15 protein-coding genes and 1 pseudogene are annotated in these 24433 nt (G+C 43.6%); 10 read left to right on the plus strand and 6 right to left on the minus strand.

Annotation, left to right across the window (positions count from 1 at the left end):
- Positions 1–214: 214 nt before the first annotated feature.
- Together ACL9RM_RS03015 and ACL9RM_RS03020 are read left to right on the plus strand one after the other, a co-directional pair.
- Positions 215–4279, plus strand: a complete 4065-nt coding sequence (locus ACL9RM_RS03015) for a glycosyl hydrolase (protein WP_414126187.1) — start codon at positions 215–217, stop codon at positions 4277–4279.
- Positions 4280–4558: 279 nt separating this feature from the next.
- Complete coding sequence (locus ACL9RM_RS03020; protein WP_069290510.1) at positions 4559–4918, plus strand: hypothetical protein; 360 nt, start codon at positions 4559–4561, stop codon at positions 4916–4918.
- 72 nt (positions 4919–4990) lie between these two features.
- Here ACL9RM_RS03020 and ACL9RM_RS03025 read toward each other — a convergent pair whose 3' ends face one another.
- Both ACL9RM_RS03025 and ACL9RM_RS03030 read right to left on the minus strand, forming a co-directional pair.
- Positions 4991–6127: a DUF4179 domain-containing protein gene (locus ACL9RM_RS03025; protein WP_414126188.1), complete on the minus strand. Its 1137-nt coding sequence runs from the start codon at positions 6125–6127 to the stop codon at positions 4991–4993.
- Positions 6099–6674, minus strand: a complete 576-nt coding sequence (locus ACL9RM_RS03030) for an RNA polymerase sigma factor (protein WP_061829961.1) — start codon at positions 6672–6674, stop codon at positions 6099–6101. Before ACL9RM_RS03030 ends, ACL9RM_RS03025 begins: the two co-directional genes overlap by 29 nt.
- Positions 6675–6970: 296 nt before the next feature.
- Between ACL9RM_RS03030 and ACL9RM_RS03035 the strand changes: the two genes are divergently transcribed.
- Positions 6971–8344, plus strand: coding sequence for a helix-turn-helix domain-containing protein (locus tag ACL9RM_RS03035; RefSeq protein ID WP_414126189.1), 1374 nt, complete (start codon positions 6971–6973; stop codon positions 8342–8344).
- Between the two features lie 66 nt (positions 8345–8410).
- Positions 8411–9766, plus strand: a pseudogene (locus tag ACL9RM_RS03040) (DNA-binding protein).
- An 89-nt stretch (positions 9767–9855) separates the two neighbouring features.
- Here the strand turns inward: ACL9RM_RS03040 and ACL9RM_RS03045 are convergent.
- Complete coding sequence (locus ACL9RM_RS03045; RefSeq protein ID WP_235308282.1) at positions 9856–10236, minus strand: helix-turn-helix domain-containing protein; 381 nt, start codon at positions 10234–10236, stop codon at positions 9856–9858.
- Between the two features lie 256 nt (positions 10237–10492).
- Here ACL9RM_RS03045 and ACL9RM_RS03050 point away from each other — a divergent pair, with 256 nt between their 5' ends.
- Positions 10493–11875, plus strand: coding sequence for a DNA-binding protein (locus tag ACL9RM_RS03050; RefSeq protein ID WP_103744794.1), 1383 nt, complete (start codon positions 10493–10495; stop codon positions 11873–11875).
- 232 nt (positions 11876–12107) lie between these two features.
- A complete protein-coding gene (locus tag ACL9RM_RS03055) occupies positions 12108–12335 on the plus strand; it encodes an aspartyl-phosphate phosphatase Spo0E family protein (RefSeq protein ID WP_023990607.1) in 228 nt (75 codons plus the stop codon).
- A gap of 236 nt (positions 12336–12571) precedes the next feature.
- Here the strand turns inward: ACL9RM_RS03055 and ACL9RM_RS03060 are convergent, their stop codons facing one another.
- Together ACL9RM_RS03060 and ACL9RM_RS03065 are read right to left on the minus strand one after the other, a co-directional pair.
- Positions 12572–13387 (minus strand): flagellar motor protein MotB, encoded by an 816-nt coding sequence (locus tag ACL9RM_RS03060; RefSeq protein ID WP_414126190.1) that lies wholly within the window; start codon positions 13385–13387, stop codon positions 12572–12574.
- The gene (locus ACL9RM_RS03065) at positions 13371–14198 is read right to left on the minus strand and encodes a flagellar motor protein (RefSeq protein ID WP_013312221.1); all 828 of its coding nucleotides are present in this window, start codon (positions 14196–14198) and stop codon (positions 13371–13373) included. The genes ACL9RM_RS03060 and ACL9RM_RS03065 overlap by 17 nt, the downstream gene beginning before the upstream one ends.
- Before the next feature lie 208 nt (positions 14199–14406).
- Here ACL9RM_RS03065 and uvrB point away from each other — a divergent pair, with 208 nt between their 5' ends.
- The 3 genes from uvrB (at position 14407) to ACL9RM_RS03080 (ending at position 21054) form a co-directional block, all read left to right on the plus strand.
- Positions 14407–16398, plus strand: a complete 1992-nt coding sequence (gene uvrB, locus ACL9RM_RS03070; protein ID WP_250266779.1) for an excinuclease ABC subunit UvrB — start codon at positions 14407–14409, stop codon at positions 16396–16398.
- A gap of 172 nt (positions 16399–16570) precedes the next feature.
- Positions 16571–19432 (plus strand): excinuclease ABC subunit UvrA, encoded by a 2862-nt coding sequence (gene uvrA / locus ACL9RM_RS03075; protein ID WP_250266778.1) that lies wholly within the window; start codon positions 16571–16573, stop codon positions 19430–19432.
- A 410-nt stretch (positions 19433–19842) separates the two neighbouring features.
- A complete protein-coding gene (locus tag ACL9RM_RS03080) occupies positions 19843–21054 on the plus strand; it encodes a hypothetical protein (RefSeq protein WP_250266777.1) in 1212 nt (403 codons plus the stop codon).
- Between the two features lie 112 nt (positions 21055–21166).
- Here the strand turns inward: ACL9RM_RS03080 and ACL9RM_RS03085 are convergent, their stop codons facing one another.
- Complete coding sequence (locus ACL9RM_RS03085; protein ID WP_250266776.1) at positions 21167–22792, minus strand: nitrite/sulfite reductase; 1626 nt, start codon at positions 22790–22792, stop codon at positions 21167–21169.
- Positions 22793–23151: 359 nt separating this feature from the next.
- On the opposite strand from ACL9RM_RS03085, the gene ACL9RM_RS03090 reads away from it, so the two are divergent.
- Complete coding sequence (locus ACL9RM_RS03090; protein WP_250266775.1) at positions 23152–24396, plus strand: S1C family serine protease; 1245 nt, start codon at positions 23152–23154, stop codon at positions 24394–24396.
- Positions 24397–24433 lie beyond the last annotated feature (37 nt).

Consider the following 24433-nt stretch of genomic DNA (forward strand, 5'->3'; position numbering starts at 1 on the left):
GTTAAAAATGTCAATATACCTTTGTGTTAAGGTGATATTATAAATTCCAGTTTCAAAGAAAGAGGGTGTTGTTTTCGGCTGGAACATTTCAAGCACGGATATGACGCTGCAACGGAACGATAAGCTCGTTTGGGGACAGGGAAGGGGCCTTAAAGCCTCAAGGAGGGGCATTCGTATGGGTGCCGCTCCTTTTAAATTGAAGGGAGGAAGAGGCATGAAGGGGAAAAATTGCAGGGGTATTTTGTCCAAGCGTTCCAAATGGCTGCCGATCGTTATGGCATGCACGATTATAGCAGTGGGGGCTGTACCGGCTCCAGCTGTAGTTCACGGTCAAACGGCAAAGACTGTTACTATTAAGGTCGATACATCCAAGGATCGTAAGCCCATTAGTCCTTATATATACGGTACGAATCAGGACTTGGCCGGAGATGAAAATCTGACTGCCAGACGACTTGGTGGCAATCGAATGACCGGATATAACTGGGAAAACAATATGTCCAATGCAGGAAGCGACTGGATGCAGTCCAGCGATAGCTATTTATGCGACAACGCCGGATTGACAAAAGCCGAATGTGAAAAGCCAGGTGCGGTGGCAACCTCGTTTCACGATCAATCGCTGAAGCAGGACACATATTCTTTAGTCACACTGCCGATGGCCGGTTATGTGGCCAAGGATGGAAACGGAAGTGTGCAGGAAAGCGAAAAGGCTCCTTCCGCTCGGTGGAATGAGGTCGTAAACGCCAAAAATGCGCCGTTTCAATTGCAGCCTGATCTGAAAGACAATCAGGTTTATGCGGATGAATTCGTCAACTTTTTAGTGAAAAAGTATGGCTCTGCTTCAACAAAAACAGGTGTGAAAGGATACTCGCTCGACAATGAACCCGCTCTCTGGTCGCATACGCATCCGCGCATTCATGGTGAAAAGGTCGGAGCGAAAGAGTTGGTAGAGCGGTCGGTAAGTTTATCCAAAGCCGTTAAGGCGGTTGACGCGGGTGCGGAAATTTTTGGGCCCGTCCTTTACGGTTTTGGCGCCTATAAAGATCTTCAAACTGCACCTGATTGGAACTCTGTAAAAGGCAACTACAGCTGGTTCGTGGACTATTACCTGGATCAAATGCGCCTCAGTTCGCAAGCTGAAGGCAAGAGATTGCTGGATGTTTTCGATGTGCACTGGTATCCCGAAGCGATGGGTGGAGGCATACGAATTACGAATGAGGTAGGCAATGACGAGACGAAGAAGGCCAGAATGCAGGCGCCTCGTACCTTATGGGACCCGACCTACAAGGAAGATAGCTGGATCGCTCAATGGAACAGTGAATTCTTGCCTTTACTGCCTCGATTAAAGCAGTCGGTGGATCAGTATTACCCGGGAACCAAGCTGGCTTTGACTGAGTATAGCTATGGCGGCGAAAACGATATTTCCGGCGGTATCGCTATGACCGATGTGTTGGGCATCTTGGGCAAAAACGACGTTTATATGGCAAACTACTGGAAGTTAAAGGATGGTGCCAACAACTACGTTAGTGCCGCTTACAAGCTTTATCGCAATTATGACGGAAAAAGCTCTACTTTCGGTGATATCAGCGTTAATGCGCAAACGTCGGATATTGTTAATAGCTCGGTGCATGCTTCCGTAACGGATGCATCCTACAAAGAACTGCACCTCGTTGTCATAAATAAAAGCATGGACAGTGCATTCGACGCCCAATTTGATCTTTCCGGTGAGACGACTTACGGTTCCGGTAAAGTATGGGGCTTCGACAAAAATAGCTCACAAATTAAAGAAGCAGCGCCAATTACGCAAATTTCAGGCAACCGCTTTACCTATACAGTACCGCCTTTGACGGCTTATCACATCGTCTTGACTGCTGGCAATGATACGTCTGTGCCACCTGTGGAAGGTCCTGAAAGCTTTGCGCTGAGGGCTGAGGCTGGCGATGGGAAAGTCGATTTATCCTGGGACGCTTCCAGCGGAGTTGTAAGTTACAGTGTACAGCGGGCAACGTATGAAAACGGTCCTTTTGCTGCTGTAGCATCCAACTTGGTCGAAACGTCTTATACGGATACGAACGTAACGAACGGCACTTCTTATTATTATAAAATAACCGCACAAACAAAGGCGGGAACGAGCGAATCCAATGTTTTGAAAGCGGTTCCGCGAACGCCTGTAGACGGACCGGATCGCTATGAAGCCGAAGATGGCACGCTGAAGGGAACCATTGTGGAATCCAGCGGAACCGGCTTCTCTGGTACTGGTTATGTAACTAATTTCCACAATGCAGGGGATTCCCTGACGATGACGATCCAGGCAGAGGCGGCAGGCTTGTACAATCTTACAATCGGCTACCGTTCGCCTCATGATGATAAACGCACCAACTTCTCTTTAAACGGCAAAGCGTTTGGCGAGCTGATACTTTCGAAATCGGCTGATTTTAAAGAAACTTCCGGAGGCAAGCTTCTGTTGAATGCAGGGGCGAACACGATCGGTTTTGAAACAGGCTGGGGCTGGTATGATATCGACTACGTCAAGCTGGAGCCAGCTGCTGACCGTCCACCACATGCGGTCACCAAAACGCTCACCAATCCGAATGCGACGGTAGAAGCAAGAGCATTGATGAACTATCTGGTTGATCAATACGGGAAGAATATGCTTTCCGGTCAAGAGGAAATAACCGAAATTGATTGGCTTCAAGCCAATGTAGGTAAAAAGCCGGCTATTGCGGCGCTTGACCTGATTGACTATTCGCCAAGTAGAGCGGAACACGGTCTTAGTTCCACAGAGACGGAAAAGGCGATCGAATGGGATAAGCAAGGGGGCATTGTTACCTTTGCATGGCACTGGAACGCGCCGAAAGGTCTGATCGATACGCAGGGAAAAGAATGGTGGAGAGGCTTCTATGCCGATTCGACTACATTCGATATAGAATATGCGATGAACAATCCAGAGTCCGAAGATTATAAATTGCTTATTCGGGACATCGATGTGATTGCAGGGCAATTGAAGAAGTTGCAGGATGCGAAAGTTCCTGTGCTGTTCCGTCCTTTGCACGAAGCGGAAGGGAAATGGTTCTGGTGGGGCGCCAAAGGTCCTGAGCCTGTTAAAAAATTATATATTTTGATGCACGATCGTTTGACTAATGTGCACAAATTGAACAATCTGATCTGGGTCTGGAACTCTGTTGCTCCCGACTGGTATCCAGGGGATGAGTATGTGGATATTTTGAGCTTCGACTCTTATCCGCAAGCAGGCGACTACAACCCACAAATTGCAAAATACGAAGACCTTGTTACGTTGGGTAAGGACAAAAAGTTAGTTTCCATGAGCGAAAACGGACCTATCCCGGACCCTGACCTGATGAAGGCGTATCAAGCCGATTGGAGCTGGTTCGCTACATGGTATGGGGATTTCCTGAGAGACGGCAAACAAAACAGTCTTGAGCATCTGAAAAAAGTGTATAATCATCCGAACGTCATCACGCTTGAAAAGCTCCCGACCAACTTAAAAACGTATGGCATTACCGAGCAGCCATCAGTACCGGGCAGCTTCACGCTGGACGCAGCGGGCGAAACGGCGAAAGTTAAGCTGAGCTGGACAGTATCGGCGAATGCGGCAAGCTATGAAGTGAAGCGTTCGACGGCTGAAAACGGCGCTTTCGCCACAGTAGCGAGCGATGTATACGGAAGCAGCTACATCGACACAGCCGTAACGGCAGAAACGATGTACTATTACCAAGTCGTAGCGAAGAACGATGCAGGTCAAACGGTTTCGAACACGGCTAGCGCAGCACCGAAAGCGGATACTCAGCAGCCGACAACGGGACTGGTGCTCCAGTATCGCACAGCGGATACAAATGTGAACGACAATCACTTGAACCCGCATTTCCAAATTGTAAACAAAGGCACAGCCTCTGTACCGATCAACGAGTTGAAAATTCGCTACTACTACACGATCGACGGCGAGCGCGCGCAGACATTCAACTGCGACTATGCAATGCTGAGCTGCTCGAAGCTGAATGGTGAGCTGGTTAAAATGGATAACGCTGCAACCGGTGCTGATTATTATTTGGAAGTCAGCTTCAACTCGGATGCAGGCGTGTTAGCACCTGGAGGAAGCACAGGCGGAATTCAAACCCGTATTCATAAAGCAGACTGGTCGAACTATAACGAAAGTGACGATTACTCGTATAAAGGCACGCAGACTTCATTCGCCGATCATACGAAAGCTACGTTGTATCATAATGGCGTACTTGTTTGGGGAACCGAACCGACAGCTAATTAAAATGATATAAATACTATCGCTGAAATGAGCAGGGGGATTTAGTATCCTACCTGCTCATTTATTTTTACGAGAAAAATCATATATGATTATTCTGTAAAAAATGAAATGATATGTTTATTTTAATCTTTTTTGTAACACATCAAGAATTAGAATGGAATTAGTTAGTAGGGAGGAGATGAAAAAATGAAAAAACTAGTATTTTGGTGATGTCTACTGTCTACAATTGCTTGGAAGTCTAATGTTTAATCAGTAAAAATACTTAAAGAGGAGAAATGACAAATGAAAAGAGCGATCTTAGCACTATCAATTTCTGCGTTAGCTTTATCTTTAGGGGGAGTAGCATCCGCTTCACCAGTAAGTTCAACAATATCTGTTGGAGCTCCTGCCACAGTGAAAGTAACATTTGTGCCTGCTAACGGAGAAAAGGCACCTATTAAACTGCAAGATACAGAAGTACCTCTTGGTATGGGAAGTGACTTCTACATGGAAGGTTCAAACTGGATGCTTTTGTATGGAAGTAACGTTATTAAGCTCACTGGCAATAAAGCTACAGTTATTGGATATGGTACAGCCCAAGTGGCGGCATATAAATCTAATGGTGACAAGTTAGGCGTTTATACATTTATAGTTAAAAGATAAGCTAGTGAAGAAAGAGAAATATACTTTCACTTTCTTCACTGAGGCTGTCGAGATTCCTCTCGACAGCTATTTTTATGAGTTTATTGGTAAGCTGATCTCTAGATCAGGGAAATACTCCTTTATTGGGTTGCCGTCCTTATCCAATTCAAACTGACTTTTATTCCCTTCTTTAAAAATGTATTTATAAACTTTAATAGTAATAACTTTTGGAGGGGATATAAAGGGTTCAAACTGAGAATCAGTCATTAGAACATTACCGTCTGTTGCACTCCAACCTTTGCCCCCGATTTGTTTTATTTCATTTCCCTTATCATCATAAAGTTCATAACTTATTAAAGGTAAAGTAGAGATTTTTAGGGGTTTGGGTAATTCAATACGTGTAGTTATATTAGTTGTAATTGGGGTCAGCTCAATCTTTTCCAATGTATAATGAATTTTCTCATACTGGCGCTTGAGGCCAGGTGTCTGTACTATGTTGTTTTTGGTATTCTTCTCGACAGGGATATGAATTTTGAACGGTTGCTGAACCCCTGCCACGGGCATGGAAAGTGTTAAATCAAACTTATCTGGAAAGGATTTTCCCCCCTGGTTACGTAAATCTGAGAACTGTATAATTACTGAGTTGGAGCTTTTTCCAGGAATCATATAAGGATCAATGGAGTTGCTTGTATTAGCAGGTGCATAAGAGTTTATTTCTTTCCCATTAATAGTAAGTATTATATCGTTGATCAGTGATGATACTGTTTCTTTTGTAAATCTTTTGTCAGTGGTTTGTCGTTCTAAGGCAATGGATACACGTGTTCCGTCAAACATGACCTCTGGTACGCTGAGAGTCAGGCCATCGTGAGTATCGCTAAGATTGGGCTTTGATACTAGCCCTTTTTCGTCTGCTGTTTGTAAACCAAGATCACCAGCAAGCTGGAATATAGAATCAATACCTGGAATTTGTTTTAAGGATGCAGCCATTGTTGGTGAAATAAAACCAGTACTAACTACAAGTGCAAACGCTACTACAAGTGCAGCGGAGGTTCCGAAAAAAGTATTGCGAACCCTTTTTGAACGAGAGCTATATTGCTTATAGCGTCTTGTTTTCATTATACTATAGCGTTCCATAGTTCTATCAATTAAATCCACTTGTAATGGGGTATTCCGAATAAGCTTTTGTAAGTGCTCAATTTCTTTATCTTCCGGGTTTAAATGAGTGCTCAATTTGTTTTCCTCCCTTTTCATTGTAGTTGATTAGCTTTTTACGGAGTCGCTCATATCTTTTTCGGATCGTGGATGATTTCAGCCCCATAATTGTAGCAATCTCTTCGTAGTTGTAATCCTCAAGCGAACGTAATAATAAAATTTGACGATCTTTTAATGATAGCTGATCCAGTAACTCGTGAATTAAATTTGTATATTCGTGTATCGGCTGTTGCTTTAGATTCAGTTTGTACTGAATGAAGGATTTGAATGTTCTAGCGTTTCTTTTTAATAAGTCAGTACAGTGGTTTTGAGCGATTTTGTAAAGCCAAGCTGAAAAAGAGACGGTAGGTACAAAATGATGTATATGTTCTAGCCCTCTAATGAATATTTCTTGAGCAGCATCTTCCGCTTCTTCCCGATTTTTAAGTAAATAGTAGCAGTATAAAAAAATCTGTTGTTGATAACGCCGTATGATATGTGTGTATGCTTGTTTGTCGCCTGCTTGGACCTGCTCTATGACAAGATTGATATCTGCGTTTTGATTATTTGTATTTAGCTTTTCCATTAACGTCCCTCCCTTCTGCCTATATAACTGAAAAAGATATGCATTTGTGACATTCAACTAAAAAAACTTGAAGTTTGCTTTTAATGCTTCTCCAGATGTACCTCATTTAACTTTTCAATTATCACGGGATTCATTAAAAAAAGACTTCCTTCTAAGGCATCATAAAATAAAATGACTTTATAGACCATATATTTCACTATTTTAGTTATTTTGTAATGTAATGAAGTTCTTATGGTCGAAATCACATGTTAAGTATGACCTACGATATATCTGTAACTATATTGAGGGGGATTGAAATGGAACATACACCTACGATCCGCTCGACGATAGAGACCGAACTCAAGCAGAGAGGCTATACATTTAGCAGCTTTAGCAAAATATCCGGTATTAACCGTGGTACATTCAGTACCATGCTGAACAGTAACCCACCCAAGCCGATCTCCGTTCGGCAGATGGACTTGATTACTAAGGCATTAGGGTATCCCGAAGGCTGGTTGTATGAGTTATACATAGATGAATGCTTTCACGAGGGGAAAGGGCACTGGAAACGGATCAAACCTTTTTTATTGCGTTGTGTGGAATTGGGGAGGAAGGAGTGTATTCAAAAGGTGTTGTCGAGACTAACGGAGGACTTGTCCTATGTGTCGACGGTATTTGAGTTTGCAGAAGAACTGCATAAAGGGGGGAAGGAAAAGGAAGCTGTCCCTTTTTACGAGTGTGTGGTAGAGAACGAAAGATATTACCACTCGGAGCGCCTGGCTATTAGTCAATACAGGTTGTTTCGCATACAATTAGGTACCAATGCAGAGGAGAATTTAAAGCTAACTATCTTATTTTCTCCTTTTCTAGATCGTTTACCTGAAGTTTATCAGTTGGACGCTTTATTGCAAATGGCCAATATTTATTCTTCTTTACACAAGTGGCGTCAAACCATTTTTTTTAGCCAGAAGTTGCTGGAACTCACAAAACGTATATACCAATATAGAGTTGCTAAAGATAATTTAAATCATGAAGAACTTGAGCCGTATTCCAGCGAACGATCATTAGTAGTGTATTATGGGCAAGCGTTATTAATGCAAGCTTTCTCACTACAAAAGCAAGAATTGTATCAGGAGGCTAAAAAAATTGTTTCGAGATACGCAGATTTAAGTTGGTTCAAAGGTTTGGATGAGGTTGGCCAAAGAGAAGTTGAAAAATTAAAAATGTATGCAACAGCTAATGGATATGTACTAGATTTATTAATGGGGGATAAAAGTAATTTAGAAAAGTATATTTTACTACTGGAAGAGAATGGGAAAGAGATATTGCCAGGAATTCTCACATTATTAGAGGTGGCTAATAAGCAATCTTTTAATATAGACAATATATTAAAGCGTTTTAGTGGTTACATTCAAAAGTTCTCTGAAAATGAGGATGCATTATATATGGATGATTATTGTAATTTTAATTTGCAACTAGCCATCTATCAATTTAATTTTAACGATTATACGGCTGGAATAAACACGATTCTTAAAAATATAAAACTGGCTACATTGGTAAATAATTCAAGTATATTTGCACAATCTATTATATTGTTTGAGAAGTACAAAAATTTTGCTACAGAGTGTCAGTATAATGAACTTACAATTCATAAAGAGAATTTTGGGAAGGACTTTAATTTTGCGTTTTAAGCCAACGATCAAGGAATATGAAGTCCATTTTGAGCTAACAGTATTATTTGAAAATGAGGTGCTAACATGAAACATACACCTACGATCCGCTCGATGATAGAGACCGAACTCAAGCAGAGAGGCTATACATTTAGCACCATGCTGAACAGTAACCCACCCAAGCCGATCTCCGTTCGGCAGATGGACTTGATTACTAAGGCATTAGGATATCCAGAAGGCTGGCTGTATGAGCTGTACATAGATGAATGCTTTCACGAGGGGGAAGGGCACTGGAAAAGGATCAAACCTTTTTTATTGCGTTGTGTGGAATTGGGAAGGAAGGAGTGCATTCAAAAGGTGTTGTCGAGACTTACCGAGGACTTGTCCTATGTAACGACGATATTTGAGCTTGCAGAAGAACTACACGAATCAGGTAAGAAAAAGGAGTCTATCCCCTTTTATGAGTGTGTGGTAGAGAACGGAAGGTATTATCACTCGGAGCGGTTGGCTATCAGCCAGTATAGGCTATTTTCTTGCGCTTTAAACAAAGATCTGGAGAATAATCGTCAACAAGCTATAAAATTTGCTATTTATCGCAAAAATTTGCCTGAAAATCTTCAACTGGATGCTTTATTAAAGCTAGCAAATGTGTACTACCAAGTTGATGACTGTGAGACAACTATACAATATACAAGAGAACTTGAGGTAGTTGCCACAAATATTTATCAGCAGCAGATTCAGGCTAGATTAAAAAAACGTGAAGTTAAGCCTCTAAATACAGAAAGACATCTAATCGTCTATTATGGCCAAGCCTATTTAACGCAGGGGAATGCCTACGAGAAACATGGGCTATACAAAAAAGCTATGAAGTTCATCCCCTACTATGCAAATTTAACTGATTTTGAAGGTCTAGATGAGATTGGCATGTTAGAGGCACGGAAATTTGAAATGTGGGCAGAAGAAAACCGCTTGAATTTAGAAATTCTAATGAGAGATATGACTAATTTACCCGCCTATGTAGAACTTATTAGGAATAATCCTCAGGAAATATTACTTGGGTTACTAACCATAATAGAGTCGGCCAATACTTATAATCATATGATAGACAAAATTCTAATTCTTTTTGCTGAGAATATTAATGAATTTAGAGACTTACGTACAAATATTTCTTATTACAAGACGAATTATAATCTAGTAAACTATTCCTGTTTTTTTCTTGAGCTTAGTCGCTAGTATTTTAGTAAGGGAAACTACTCTGATGCGATTGATAGTATGCTGAACAGTCTCAAAGCATCCTCACAACTGAATGATAAAGCTTTCTATATCAAGTCTATCACGTTGTTGTTTGAGAAATACAAAGACCGTTCGACACATGAACAACGGGCAGAATATGAAAAAATACTTAAAGCTGTCGAGTATAACATAAAGCAAATGACTTCCTAAAACTTTAAAAAGCTATGTGCTCTCTTCTGCTATTAGGTAGAGAAACATAGCTTTTCTGACATTTAAAGAGCATGACTAATATGGAAAATTTAATTTTTTACATTAGCATGTGAATCATCTGAGTTACTCTCTAAAAGCTCACTCTCTGACGAGAAAAGTTCCTTTAAAATCCGATAAGCTTTATTTTGATCCGCTTCACTCTGCTGGGAAAGGATATGAATGCATTCCCATATCCAGGGCTGACTTTTGAGTTCTTTAAAAGGATTAAAATCAAAAAATGCAAATACATTGGTGTCTAGCGCTTCGGCTATTTTCTCCAAGGTTTTAATTTGTACATTGACCTCACCGCGCTCCAACTTGCCGATATAGGAACCTGTTGAATCGGATGCTTCTGCTAACTGTTCTTGTGTAATACCCCGCAATTTTCGAAATTGACGGATTTTCGTTCCTAATAGTTTCGTTGTTTCCATAGACACCCACACTCCTATAGTAAGAGTGTAGACAAAGCTAGATTAAGCTTGGAGGTAATTAAATTACCTTAATTAGTCGATATTTAGTTCTTGTAAGAACTATTTTAATAAACATCAAATTCCATAATATAATAAAACAGTGTAGAAAAGGGGTTGACCGTCATCCAATTTATTCATATAATTTCTAGTATATTGTAATTGATTGTCGAGGAGGGTGATTTTTTAAAATCCTCTGAATACGCCGGGGGTGTTTTTATTGGAAAATGCAACCACGATCCGTTCGGAAATTGAGAAAGAATTAAAACTAGGTGGCTACACTTTTAATAGTTTTGGACAAGCTACGGGGCTTAACAGGGGCATATTTAGTGCTATGCTTAACGGCAATCCGCCTAAACCTATCTCGGTAAGACAAATGGACTTGATTACCAAAGCGTTTAATTATCCAGAAGGCTGGTTGTATGACCTGTATGTGGATGAATGTTTTTATGATGGAAGACCACATTGGAAAAGGGTCAAGCCGTTCCTGATTCGTTGTGTTGAAGTAGGAAATCTGCGATGCGTGGAGAAAGTGCTCTCACGCTTAATGGAAGATCTTAACCACATTCCAACAATCTTTGCTTTGGCAGAGGAGCTTTATGAAGAAGGGAAGTTAAAAGAGGCAATTCCTTTCTATGAATGTGTCATTGAAAATGAGAAATACCAACATTCAGAGAGGTTGGCAATTAGTCATTATAGAATTTTTTCAATCTCTGTTAGTGAAAGTATGGAAAGAAATTTGGAGGCCGCACTAAGATTTGTACCCTTTAGAAATCGGGTACCCTTAGAATATCATTTAGATGGTTTGCTTAAACTGTTAAATCTTTATCACAATTTGCATCAATGGAAAGAAGCGGAGCGTTATGCGGATGAATTAAGAGCGCTTACAACTATTGTATGTAAAAGTAGAGAAACTAATAAAAAGAGTTTTACATTGAAAACTGAAAGGCATTTAGTTGTCTACTATGGTCAAGGTTATTTGATGAAGGGAATTGCATTGGAAAAACAAGAAAGATATGAGGAGGCCATGAAGTATATTTCTGGCTATGCTGATCTGAGTTGGTTTGAAGATTTAGGGGAAATTGGACAAAAAGAAGTACAAAAGTTCACCCTTTGGGCAAATGCTAATCAACTTAGCTTGAAAATTCTTATGGGCGATACAAGTAGTTTACCAATGTATATTCAATTTCTGAAAAATAACCCACCCGAGATTTTGTTGGGTTTATTAACGATAGTTGAGTCGGCTAACAAGCACGGTTTTTTAATTGAACATATTCTCCAACAGTTTTCTCATGAATTGGCCTCATTTAATAATGAATTATCTATGAAAGCCAGCTACTATAAACAGTCATTTAGTTATGACACTTATGCTGATTTGTGTTACCAACTGGCCATATATATGTTTAATAACCTTTCCCATGAAAAAGGCATCTATTATGTTTTAAAAAGCTTGAAGAAATGTCTGGAAATCAGCAGTAAAGAAAAGTTTATGATTTGTACAGCATTATTTGAAAGGTTTAGAAACAAAGCAACAAAAGACCAAAAATCAGAATATGAAGGTATCATGGAGGAGGTTTTAATCAATGCGAGTAAAAAACCTTAAATACATGCTGATTATGGGTTTTTTTAGCTTTTTAGCATTCTCTCATAACATTGTTGTTTTTGGACATGGTGCAGGAGGTTAATAGTTATCAAAAAACCAGCCTTACTGAGGCTGGTTTTTTGATTCATCCCGTTAAAGGAATGAACTGGGTTTTATTATATTTTTAACCTGTAGGGAAGGTATCAGCTTGTAAACTAATGTAAATACCACACCGAACAGGAGGTTTATTGATGTGAAATGGAAACAATTGGAGGAATGCATCGAAGAAAAGCGGAAGGAACTAAATGATTTGGCGAATGAGGTGGGATTGAAGGATCGGCGGGTGTTAATCAAGTCCATGGAGTTGGATCGACTCCTTAATAAATACAGTGACTGGAAATATAGCTATCGCAGACAACAGAGTATACCCCAAAGTTCACAAATACAAGAGAAGCAACACGAGCTTGTCCTATCTTATTAATTATCAAGTATTATGACAAGATAAAACCTAACTTCAACAGGGCTTCTAATACATAGTGGGATATAGAATAAACAAAATAATCTCTATTGCATCTCGTACGCCGCTCTTATACACGTTGTTCGTACGGTTTATTGTTTTGCGTCTACATCAGAGCGGAAGCCATGTATTAATGATGAGTATGTATCAAAAAAACCTCCCGATTCACGTTATTGCGTGACTCAGGAGGTTTTTGGGTTTTACTGTTGAAGCTGGCGAAGCACGGTGATTTCGACACGACGGTTTTTTTGTCGTCCAGCTTCGGTGCTATTGTCACCAACCGGCCGGGTATCTGCATACCCCGCATACTGAAATCCTGAGGGTGAAAGTTGCTCTCTGTCGAGAAAGAATCGGAGTACAGATAGTGCCCGTGCGCCGGAAAGCTCCCAGTTGTCCTTATACGTCGATGAGTTCGAGGAGCGAGTGAACGGAATGTTGTCCGTATGGCCCTCAATGCTAATCGGTGTTTTCAAATCTCGAAATAGACTGGCCAACTTGGATAGCGTGTTGGCAGAGCCTTGCTTGAGTGCAGCTCTACCTTGATCGAATAAAAAGCGGTCATTCAGTGTAATGACAATACCACGCGGCTGATCTGACACGAAAATCTGGTTTTCCAGTTTGTTGTCTGTAATATATTCTTGAATGACACCCATTAGATTTTGCAGCTCTTTTTCCTGCGTGCGGAATGCTTGTTCACGTTCGGTGAGCTTGGTCGATCCAGCTTCCTTTTTATCGGCTGCTGGTTGCTTGGTCGTGGGTGGATTTTTGCTGGTGTAACGATCGGCAGTACCTGTAATACCCGAGCCTTGCTCCAAAATAGAATCTCCCTTGTGGAACGTATCCTGGAGGGATTGAACAACGACATCGTATTTTTTAGCATCCGGACTACTCATGGCATACATCACAACGAAAAATATGAGCAGCAGGGTGATCAGATCGGCATAGGTAATCATCCAGCGGTCACGATGGTCTCCGCCGCCTCCTTGACCCCCACGGCGCTTACCGCGCGCTCTCATGGAAGTCCTCCTTTGGAGAAGCGTCCTCTGTGCGTGAGCGACGAGGCGGTTTGCGATCTATATTTTGCTCTGAGCGGATAAAGAACTCCAACTTTTTGCGTACAAGCTTTGGATTCTCTCCGTTTTGGATAGCCAGAATACCTTGCAGCAGCAAATCCATAGTGATAATTTCACTCTCACTGGCAGCTCTTATTTTGGATGCGATGGGCAGGAAGATCAGATTGGCGCTAGCAACGCCATATAGTGTTGCGATAAAAGCAACAGCAATGGACGGACCAAGCGCAGTAGGCTCGGTCAGGCTGCCCAGTACATGGATCAGGCCCATGACAGTACCGATAATCCCCATCGTAGGGGCATAACCGCCTGCGGATTCGAATATTTTGGCGTACCCTTCATGTTTGTGTTCAATGGCATCTAACTCAAGCTCTAAAATCTGTTTGATCTGCTCCTGCTCGGTGCCGTCGATGACCAACTGAAGACCTTCACGCAAAAATGCATTCGGATGCTCTGATGAAGTACGCTCTAGCGCAAGCACACCGGATCGGCGTGAGGTGGCAGCCATGGAAACCAAATCTTCTATATATTGCTTCGTAGGATTGTCCTCACGGCTAAATGCCATCCGTAGGGCGGTGGGGATCGTCTTCAGCTTGGAAGCTGGGTAGCTGATCACAACTGCGGCGAAAGTTCCCCCAAATACAATGAGAGCCGATGTACCTTGAAGCAGCCCTGTAAATTCGCCGCCTTCCCATAAGAAGCCACCGATTAATGCTATGATTCCGGCGATGATGCCCAATACGATGGTGATATCCAAAATTTAATTCACTCCTATTCAAGACTTATCGTTTGCATCCACGGTAAGAAAGAGGTATAATACGGGAACAAACATTCTTATCCAACCATATTTCCCAAGTATCATTGCTCGGGAAATATCGACATAGAGTTACAGGTAAAGACGTTAAAGCTCGACTGGTGTAAAATCATGATGTTTCCATTTTAGACGATAAGGGTGATGCAGGGCAATGAGTGATATCGTTGTTAGCGATAAGACTTTTGAAATTCAGTCGGAATTCCAACCTCAAGGCGATCAGCCTCAGGCCATTTTTGAATTGGTAGAGGGAATTGCAGAAGGAAAGAAGCATCAAACGCTATTGGGTGCTACGGGAACAGGTAAGACGTTTACCATCGCACAGACCATTGCCAAGTTGAATCGGCCTACGCTGGTTATTGCACATAATAAGACTTTGGCTGCTCAACTGGCGAGTGAGTTTAAAGAGTTTTTTCCGAATAACTCAGTCGATTATTTTGTCAGCTACTATGATTACTATCAACCGGAAGCATACATTCCGTCTTCCGATACGTATATTGAGAAGGATTCCAGCATTAATGAGGAGATTGATAAACTTCGCCACTCAGCGACAAGCTCTCTGTTTGAGCGTCGTGACGTTATTATTGTAGCGAGTGTCTCCTGCATTTATGGTTTGGGTTCCCCGAAAGAATATTCAAGCCTGCTGCTTTCGCTTAGAGTCGGCATGGAGAAACCCCGCAATCAGATTTTGTCCCGCTTGGTCGATATTCAATACCAGCGGAACGATATCAACTTCGTGCGGGGTACTTTCCGTGTACGGGGAGATGTTGTGGAGATATTCCCGGCTTCCCATGGGGAACACGCTATACGTGTAGAACTGTTCGGGGATGAAATTGAACGAATTACCGAGATTAATGTGCTTACGGGTGAATTGATCGGTGAACGTGATCATATTGCCATTTTCCCGGCATCTCACTTCGTTACTCATGAGGATACGATGAAGGTAGCATTGGTCAACATTGAACGTGAACTTGAAGAACGGTTAGCGGAGCTGAAGGAGCAAGGGAAGCTGTTAGAGGCGCAACGTTTGGAGCAACGTACCCGCTATGATATCGAGATGATGAAAGAGGTTGGTTTTTGTTCCGGTGTCGAGAATTATTCAGGTCCACTGACATTCCGCGAGCGAGGTGCGACACCATATACACTGATGGATTATTTCCCGGATGATATGCTGATCGTCATTGACGAGTCCCATGTTACGTTGCCGCAGATTCGTGCCATGTATAACGGTGACCAAGCACGTAAGAATGTACTGGTAGAACATGGTTTCCGTCTACCATCCGCATTGGATAATCGCCCGTTGAAGTTTGAAGAGTTCGAGGACAAGGTAAGTCAGATCATCTATGTATCGGCTACTCCAGGACCCTATGAGATGGAGAAATGCGAAACGATGGTACAGCAGATTATTCGTCCTACCGGGCTTCTTGATCCGATTATTGAGGTGCGTCCGAGCAAGGGGCAGATTGACGATCTCATTAGTGAAATACGGCTTCGCATAGAACGTGAAGAACGGGTGCTGGTGACCACACTTACGAAGAAGATGTCTGAAGATTTGACTGACTATTTAAAAGAAGTAGGCATCAAGGTTCGGTATATGCACTCCGAAATTAAGACGTTGGAGCGGATGGCTATTTTGCGGGATCTTCGTCTAGGGACCTTCGATGTATTGATCGGGATCAACCTATTGCGGGAAGGTCTCGATTTGCCGGAAGTATCGCTGGTCGCGATTTTGGATGCGGACAAAGAAGGCTTCCTGCGTTCTGAGCGCTCTCTGATACAGACGATCGGACGGGCAGCACGGAACAGTGACGGTCGTGTTATTATGTACGGCGATAAGATTACCGATTCTATGGATAAAGCGATAAAGGAAACGGAACGTCGTCGTGCGATCCAAACTCAGTACAATGAAGAACATGGGATTACCCCGCAAACCATCCGTAAAAAGATTCGTGATGTTATTGAAGCAACCAAGGTGGCAGAGTCTAAGAATGATTACCTTCCTAATGAGACGGGTAAACTTTCCAAGAAGGAGCGTCAATCACTCATTCAGCGTCTGGAAGCAGAGATGAAAGACGCCGCCAAGAACCTACAGTTCGAGCGGGCAGCCGAGCTGCGTGACGCTTTGCTGGAGTTACGAGCTGATTAAACATTGAGAATAAGCTAGAAGCAAAACATATGAAAATAAAATGTTTGATTGCTTTGCTTTTAAAAATAGTGAGGGCGGCCTATGTGGTCGTTCTCTTTGCGATATATCACTTCCATGGGATAATCCAATGCGATAGAGCATGACGTGAACTACGGCTAAGGAGATGAAACATTTGGCGAATGAAAGCATCATCATCAAAGGCGCACGCGCGCATAATCTCAAAAATATTGACGTGACAATTCCACGGGACAAGTTCGTCGTCCTGACAGGGCTTAGCGGCTCAGGTAAATCGTCGCTGGCTTTCGATACGATCTATGCGGAAGGGCAACGGCGGTATGTGGAATCTTTATCTGCGTATGCCCGTCAATTCCTCGGACAAATGGAGAAACCAGACGTTGATTCGATTGACGGTCTGTCTCCTGCCATTTCCATTGACCAGAAAACAACAAGTCGGAATCCGCGTTCTACTGTCGGAACGGTTACCGAAATCTATGACTACCTGCGGTTGCTGTTTGCTCGGGTGGGTCATCCTCATTGTCCTGAACATGGCATTGAAATTACTTCGCAGACCGTTGAACAGATGGTAGACCGTATTTTGCAGTATCCTGAAAAGACAAGACTTCAGATTCTCGCTCCATTGGTATCCGGCCGCAAAGGTGAACATAAAACACTGTTCACGGATATAGCCAAGCAGGGCTTTGTACGGGTACGTGTGAATGGAGAACTACGTGAATTATCTGAGAAGATTGAGCTGGAAAAGAACAAGAAGCACTCGATTGAAGTGGTCGTAGACCGCATCGTAGTTAAAGAAGATGTGCGTGCGCGTCTGTCTGACTCTATTGAGACGGCACTGAATCTTTCAGGTGGGCAGTTGCTTGTAGACATTATGGGGCAAGAGGAGTTGCGTTTCAGCTCCAACTTTGCATGTCCTATTTGTGGATTCAGCATAGATGAACTGTCTCCAAGAATGTTTTCCTTTAATAGTCCGTTTGGCGCTTGTCCAGATTGTGATGGGTTAGGAGTTAAAATGGTAGTTGATCCTGATCTGCTCATTCCCGATCCTGAAAAAAGTGTGGAAGATGGAGCGTTTCAGGCTTGGAGTGGTGGAACTTCCACTTATTATCCTCAATTTTTACAGTCAGTATGCGAGCACTACGGTATTCCGCAGGACATTCCTGTTAGTCAATTGACGACAGAACAAATGAACCTCATTTTACATGGAACGGGTGAGCAGAAGATCCGTTTCCGCTATGAGAATGATTTTGGTCAACGTAAGGAAGCCTATGTGACCTTTGAGGGGATTATCCCCAATCTGGAGCGTCGTTATCGTGATACGGCTTCTGAAGGTATACGTGAATTTATTGAAGGCTTTATGAGTGCAAAGCCATGTAACACCTGTAAGGGACACCGACTGAAAAAAGAAAGTCTGTCGGTAACCATTCAAGAGCGTAATATAGCTTTTGTGACAGCTTTGTCTATCGGTGAAGCCTCAAACTTTTTCCATACACTGGAGCTGAGTGAGAAGGAGAAGTCGATTGCCAATCTCATTTTAAAAGAAATTAACAGCCGTCTGGGATTCCTCGTTAACGTTGGTCTGGAATACCTGACTTTAAGCCGTGCGGCAGGCACGTTGTCAGGCGGTGAAGCACAGCGTATCCGGCTGGCGACACAGATCGGGTCCAGTCTGATGGGTGTGCTTTATATTTTGGACGAGCCTAGTATCGGGCTGCATCAGCGAGATAATGACCGTCTGATAAGTGCTTTGGAGCATATGCGGAACCTCGGCAATACGTTGATTGTGGTGGAGCATGACGAAGATACGATGATGGCGGCGGACTATATCATTGATATTGGGCCAGGAGCTGGAATCCATGGTGGGATGATCATGTCGCAGGGGACTCCGCAGGAAGTTATGGAAGACCCGAATTCCTTAACCGGGCAGTATTTGAGCGGACGCAAGTTCATTCCGGTCAATACCGAGCGGCGCAAGCCTGCTGATAAGTGGCTGGAGATTCGCGGAGCCAAGGAGAACAATCTCAAAAATGTGAATGTCAAAATTCCGCTGGGTGTTTTCTCAGCTGTTACTGGTGTATCCGGCTCTGGAAAATCGACACTGGTCAACGAAATTTTGTACAAAACATTGGCGCGTGATCTGAACCGGGCGAGAGTACGTCCAGGGCAGCATAAAGAAATTCGCGGGCTAGAACATATCGAAAAGGTTGTTGAGATCGATCAATCGCCAATTGGCCGTACACCGCGTTCCAATCCTGCAACGTATACTGGTGTATTTGATGATATCCGTGATTTATTCTCGCAGACGAACGAGGCCAAAGTACGAGGCTACAAGAAAGGCCGCTTTAGCTTTAACGTTAAGGGAGGCCGTTGTGAAGCTTGTAGAGGCGACGGTATCATCAAGATTGAGATGCATTTTCTGCCGGATGTGTATGTTCCATGCGAAGTGTGCAAAGGCAAGCGTTATAACCGGGAGACCCTTGAGGTTAAATACAAAGGCAAAAGTATTGCCGATGTGCTGGAGATGACGGTTGAGGATGCAACGGAGTTTTTTGAAAATATTCCGAAGATTCATCGCAAGATCCAGACGCTGATGGATGTAGGATTGGGGTATATCAAGCTGGGTCAGCCTGCGACTACCTTGTCTGGCGGTGAAGCACAGCGCGTGAAGCTGGCCTCTGAATTGTATCGTCGTAGCACAGGCAAAACCATTTATATTTTGGACGAGCCGACAACCGGTCTGCATGTTCACGATATTGACCGATTATTGACGGTGCTGCATCGTTTGGTTGATTCAGGAGAGACGGTGCTGGTTATTGAGCATAATCTGGATGTGATTAAAACAGCCGATTATCTGATTGATTTGGGACCGGAAGGCGGAAGCGGCGGTGGAACGATCTTGGCTACCGGGACACCGGAGCAACTCGTGAGAGTCGAAGAATCCTATACAGGTCGATACTTAAAGCCGATCCTTGAACGGGATACCCAGCGTAGTCAATCGCTTCAGGCAGTCGATCTATAAATACCATTTAACGTATGATTTAAAAACCCTGCACAGGCAGGAAGGCAGAATACGAACTAGTGTATTGATGCCTTCGTCTTGCAGGGTTTTATTTTTTTTGTAAAAAAAGAAAACTTTTATCAAATTCCTGCGTTAAAGCATGTGACACATAGTTTACCAAGCGCTGGAATAATAAATCTATACGTATATTCATCGACAGAAAGTCTCTGAGTAGTCTCTAAATTTTGGAGTTTTGGATGTTTAGGCTCGGGCTTGAAGAGGTAAATATATAATTTATGATTACTTAGCATCATACGGAGTTCCTTGCCCGCGTGACAACCATTACAAGTTGAAGCGAAACCGTCTGTAGTTTTATCACATCAAAGGTTCATACAACATCATTGAGGAAGTCATGAAGGGAGCTGGAACGCTTGAAGATTAAGCAAAGTAGAGTTTTACGTACACGTGTATATTCATGGGCAGCAGGAGCTGCTTTGGCGGCATGTTTGATGGGTTATAGTGCTGCACCGTCCTATGCCTCCGAGGTGTCTGAAGCGTTTGCGCCCAAACAAGCCGAAATCGAAACAAGTGCAGCAATTGGCAGTATTAAGGATTTAGAAAACGCTCATGATTACATTCAACCCGCAGCGAATGGTGGGTTTTTAATGCTGAACGTCGAAGACGATACAGAAGCAAGTGTAGTACACGTCACATATGGCAAGCTGGACAGTTCTGTGGAGCCTGTATGGAAACATCAACAGGACCTGAACGTACAACCCGGAACAAGCAGCAGGGGAGTCCAGCGGGAGACATCGGATAGGGGCTTGCTGTTTCTGATTGATTATACAAAACCGAACGGAATACGAGATTTGCAGGCTTCCCGATTGGACGAGGATGGAAACACCTTGTGGTCCAAAACATTACCCACAGATGGCTTGATATCTCATGGGCAGGATTCTCAGGTTGGTTTGGAGACACTGGAGGATGGCAGTTTCCTGGTCTCCTATCTAAACCTTGCTGAGCAGTCCTTCACTGTACTCAAATACACTGAAACTGGCGATCTACAATGGAATCGAACGACGGCCGGAGTGACCTCGGGTTGGCTGGTCGGCAGTCACAATGGATATTATGCGCTTTTGAACAGCTCAGATGGTCCTGTTGGGGTACAAGCAGATGTATATGGTCGCGATATTCGTGACATCCATCTGGACTTAGGATCAGGTAAAGAAATTGCCGCAGTACGTGAGTTGCCGAGCGGTCATATTGCTGTAACAGGGCTTAAAGGAGACAGCAAGCGTACACAGGTGCTTAGTAATGGTCTACAATTATTTAGTAATACAGAGGACTATGCGGCTGACCGGGTGTATCTGCCTGAGGAGCAGTTGTATGTCCAGTTCAGTGATCAATATGATCCACTGGGTAAAACCACGAAGATGCATGGCATCACGATCACAGGCTTAAAAGGAAACGGTACGAAGGTGTGGGAAACGAGGACTCATTATAAGGAGGATAATTCCTTCGGCATCCGATACGATACGGGATTGATATACAAGATACCTTCAGGCTACGCGGTGGTGACATCTACAACAGGTGCTCATAAGCCAACAGTACTGGATTTTGCGAAAATATTGATACCGGAGTAATCCGGTGTCTTTTTTTGTGAAAGTGAGGGAAACGATATTGCGGGGCTCTATGACGATAAGAAACAGCCTGCTTGTATATGTGATACAAGCAGGCTGTTAATAGACTCTATATTTAGGATGCAACGTGGCTGGACTGTAAAATAGCAGACAGCTTTTCCTGGAAAGTCGGAATACCTACACGCTGTACATATGCGTAAAAGCTTTCGCCAGCGCTCCTGTTTTCTTGGTAGAACAGAATGAGCTCTGCCAGTACAGGTCCAACCTGATCCCCACGTACGCGACCTTTGAGCGCCTTGTTAAACTGGGCGCCTGCTCCAAGCGCTCCGCCGACAGCGATGTCGAACGCGTCGACCAAGCCTTCCGGTGTCTTAATAAGCGAGCCTTGCAGACCAATGTCCGCAATATGCTTTTGACCGCAGGAATTCGGGCAACCGATAAAATGAATGCGCACCTTTTCATCCAATTGTACGTGCTGATCCAAATACTCGGCAACGTCAACCGCCCGTTTTTTGGTTTCCACAATCGCCAAATTGCAAAACTCATTTCCTGTGCACGATACCGTACGACTCATAAAATGCTTGGGCTGTGGTGTCAGGCGTTGCAGCACGGGGGCTTCCAGTAGTTCATCCACCTGCTCATCCGGTACGCCGCTCAGCAAAATATTTTGCGACATCGTGGTACGAATCTGACCATCGCCATAGCGGTCAGCCAGGTCGGCCAGTTCATGTAACTCGTCAGCACTAAGGCGACCGACAGGAACGTTCAGACCGACATAGTTCAGACCTTTTTGAGCTTGAGGATGCACACCGTCAAAATAGGCGGCTTGCCAGCCAATCGTTTTGTCCTCGCCTCGTCCGGGCATTTCACCGATGTACTCGGTGAGTTTAGCCAGAAATTTGTCTGGGCCCCAATCGGCAACGAGGAATTTCAAGCGGGCATGGTGCCGCTTTTCCCGATAGCCGTAATCACGGAAAATGGTGGTGACAGCAATAGCAACCTTCAGTACTTCCTCAGGACGAACAAACAAATCCAGAGACTGTGCCATATGTGGCTTAGCGGACAAACCTCCACCGACCATCACATGGAAGCCGATCACTTCTTTTCCGTCGAGGATTTTGGTGGCCGGAGTGAAGGACAGGTCGTTAATTTCAGCCTGTGCATTGTTATACGTATTACCGGAGATAGACATTTTGTACTTACGCGGCAGATTGGAGAAGTCTCGATTTAATAAGAAAAAGCGGTTTACTTCATCTACAATCTCCTGGGTATCCACCAATTCATTGGGATCGATGCCAGCCAGCGGATTACCGACAATGGTACGTGGGCAGTCTCCACAGGCTTCAAAGGAATACAAATTGACTTTTTCCAGTCTTTCGAAAATATCGGGCAAGCTTTCGACCGTCAGCCAGTGAAATTGAATCGCTTGGCGAGTGGTGACATCCACAAGACCGCGTCCATATAGCGCGGATATGTCCGCCAATGCATGTGCCTGTGCTGAAGTCATGATCCCTGTGTTGATGCGGACCCGCATCATGAAATGACCATCCTTGGGCTTTTGCTGATATACCCCAGCCCATTTGAAACGGTCCATATCGTCCGCAGAGATCGAGTCATAGCCTTCGTTGGCATAGTTTTCGATAATGGTACGGATAACGTCGAGACCGTCCTTTTCCAGCTTGACTAACTCGAATTTGTTAAGCTTATCGGGATGAGCGTTCCAGATTGGTTCGTAGGCCATTCTTTTAACCTCCTGTAGGTGCTTATTTATACTTTAGTGTTTTGGATAGAGGACTCATGATTTTATTCTTTATTTCCGACAATAAAACTAAGATATAATGTGATGGTATCATAGTTGGTTATGCCCGTAAACGAAGGAATGACCTAAACGGTATAACGATTATTTATCGTTTTTGCTTATTTTTTTGATATAAGGATTTGGAAAATTTATAATATAAATAGCATGAGAGGACAGGGATGTAGCAAACGGCGCCTTTTAGAAAAAGATAGGGCTTAAAGCGATTGTATACGTGTCCCCTCTATGGTAGATTTGGACTAACTGATAGAACAGGGTCATGTAAGAGAGGAAATGGTGAGTATATGCGTAAGATGGGGAAAAGGGCAGTTGTTCTGGCTTTGGGCAGTGCTCTATGTGTTTCTGGAACGGCAGGTGCAGCCAGCAGTGGAACTGCGTTAAAGGCCAAAGTCATTAATGGTGGGGTCTATGTTAACGTAAGCGATATGAATAAAGCATTAGGAACCAGCGGCGCATATAACAGCGCAAATGGTACATATACGTTATCGGCCGATCGTGTGCCGCAGGTGGTTAAAAATGTATCTCCTTCTGTGGTCGGTATCATTGGCCGTTCAGCCACGGGAGAGACCGTAGCAGGAGGAGATCGATACAACCTAGCTCACGGCACGGGTGTTATCATTCGTACCGATGGATGGATTGTGACCAATGCACATGTTATCGAAGGATTAGGTGATGCCGTGGTCGTAACCTCGGACGGAAAATCTTACGGAATCACCGACAGCTACAGCGATCCGATCAGTGATTTGGCATTAGTCAAAGTCAAGGCAAGCGGCCTCAAACCCGCCACCTTGGCAGCTTCAACGAACAGTCTACAGGTAGGTGAGCAGGTAGTGGCTATTGGTACGCCTATATCCTTTTCACTTCGCAATTCGGCAACCTCAGGTGTTGTTAGCGGGCTGAACCGTGGTGTCAACGCTGCTTATCGTTTGATCCAAAGTGATACCGCGATCAATCCTGGTAATAGCGGCGGTCCGCTGGTCAATCTCAAGGGTGAGGTCATTGGGATCAATACGATGAAATTCTCGGCGGTCGGCATTGAAAATATGGGCTTTTCGATTCCGTCGGATACGGTGAAATATGTCATCGGCCAATTTTTCAAATACGGAGAGGTTCGGCGCGCCAGTCTTGGTCTGAGTCTGGAAGAGAGCTGGTCAGCTATCGTTGGATTACCTACCGAGGACCCTCTGAAAGTTACGAAAATTACCTCAGCCAATGCCATTCAGGCCAAAATCAAGGAAGGCGATGAGCTGTATAGCATTAACGGTAAGCGTGTAGCTTCAGCCATTGATGTCAATGAGCTGCTTAAAAACTATCAACCAGGTCAAACGGTGAGTGTACTAATGCAGTCGGACGGTGATATTGTGAAGCGCAAGCTAGTACTGACACAGGATAATGGTGAAATCTATGAGTCCATTCAGTCTGGAGAAGATGGTGAAGATTCGAACGGTTCGGAGGCCGCTGAAGATGGCGGCGTAGCGCTTCCTAAGGAAACATCGGAGCCAGCTCAAGGGGCAACTACTGGAAAGTGAACAATAACGGCTCTTGAATCTATAAAATAAAGCTAAA

The organism is Paenibacillus sp. S29 (genome assembly GCF_049319765.1).
Lineage (GTDB): Bacteria > Bacillota > Bacilli > Paenibacillales > Paenibacillaceae > Paenibacillus > Paenibacillus polymyxa_B.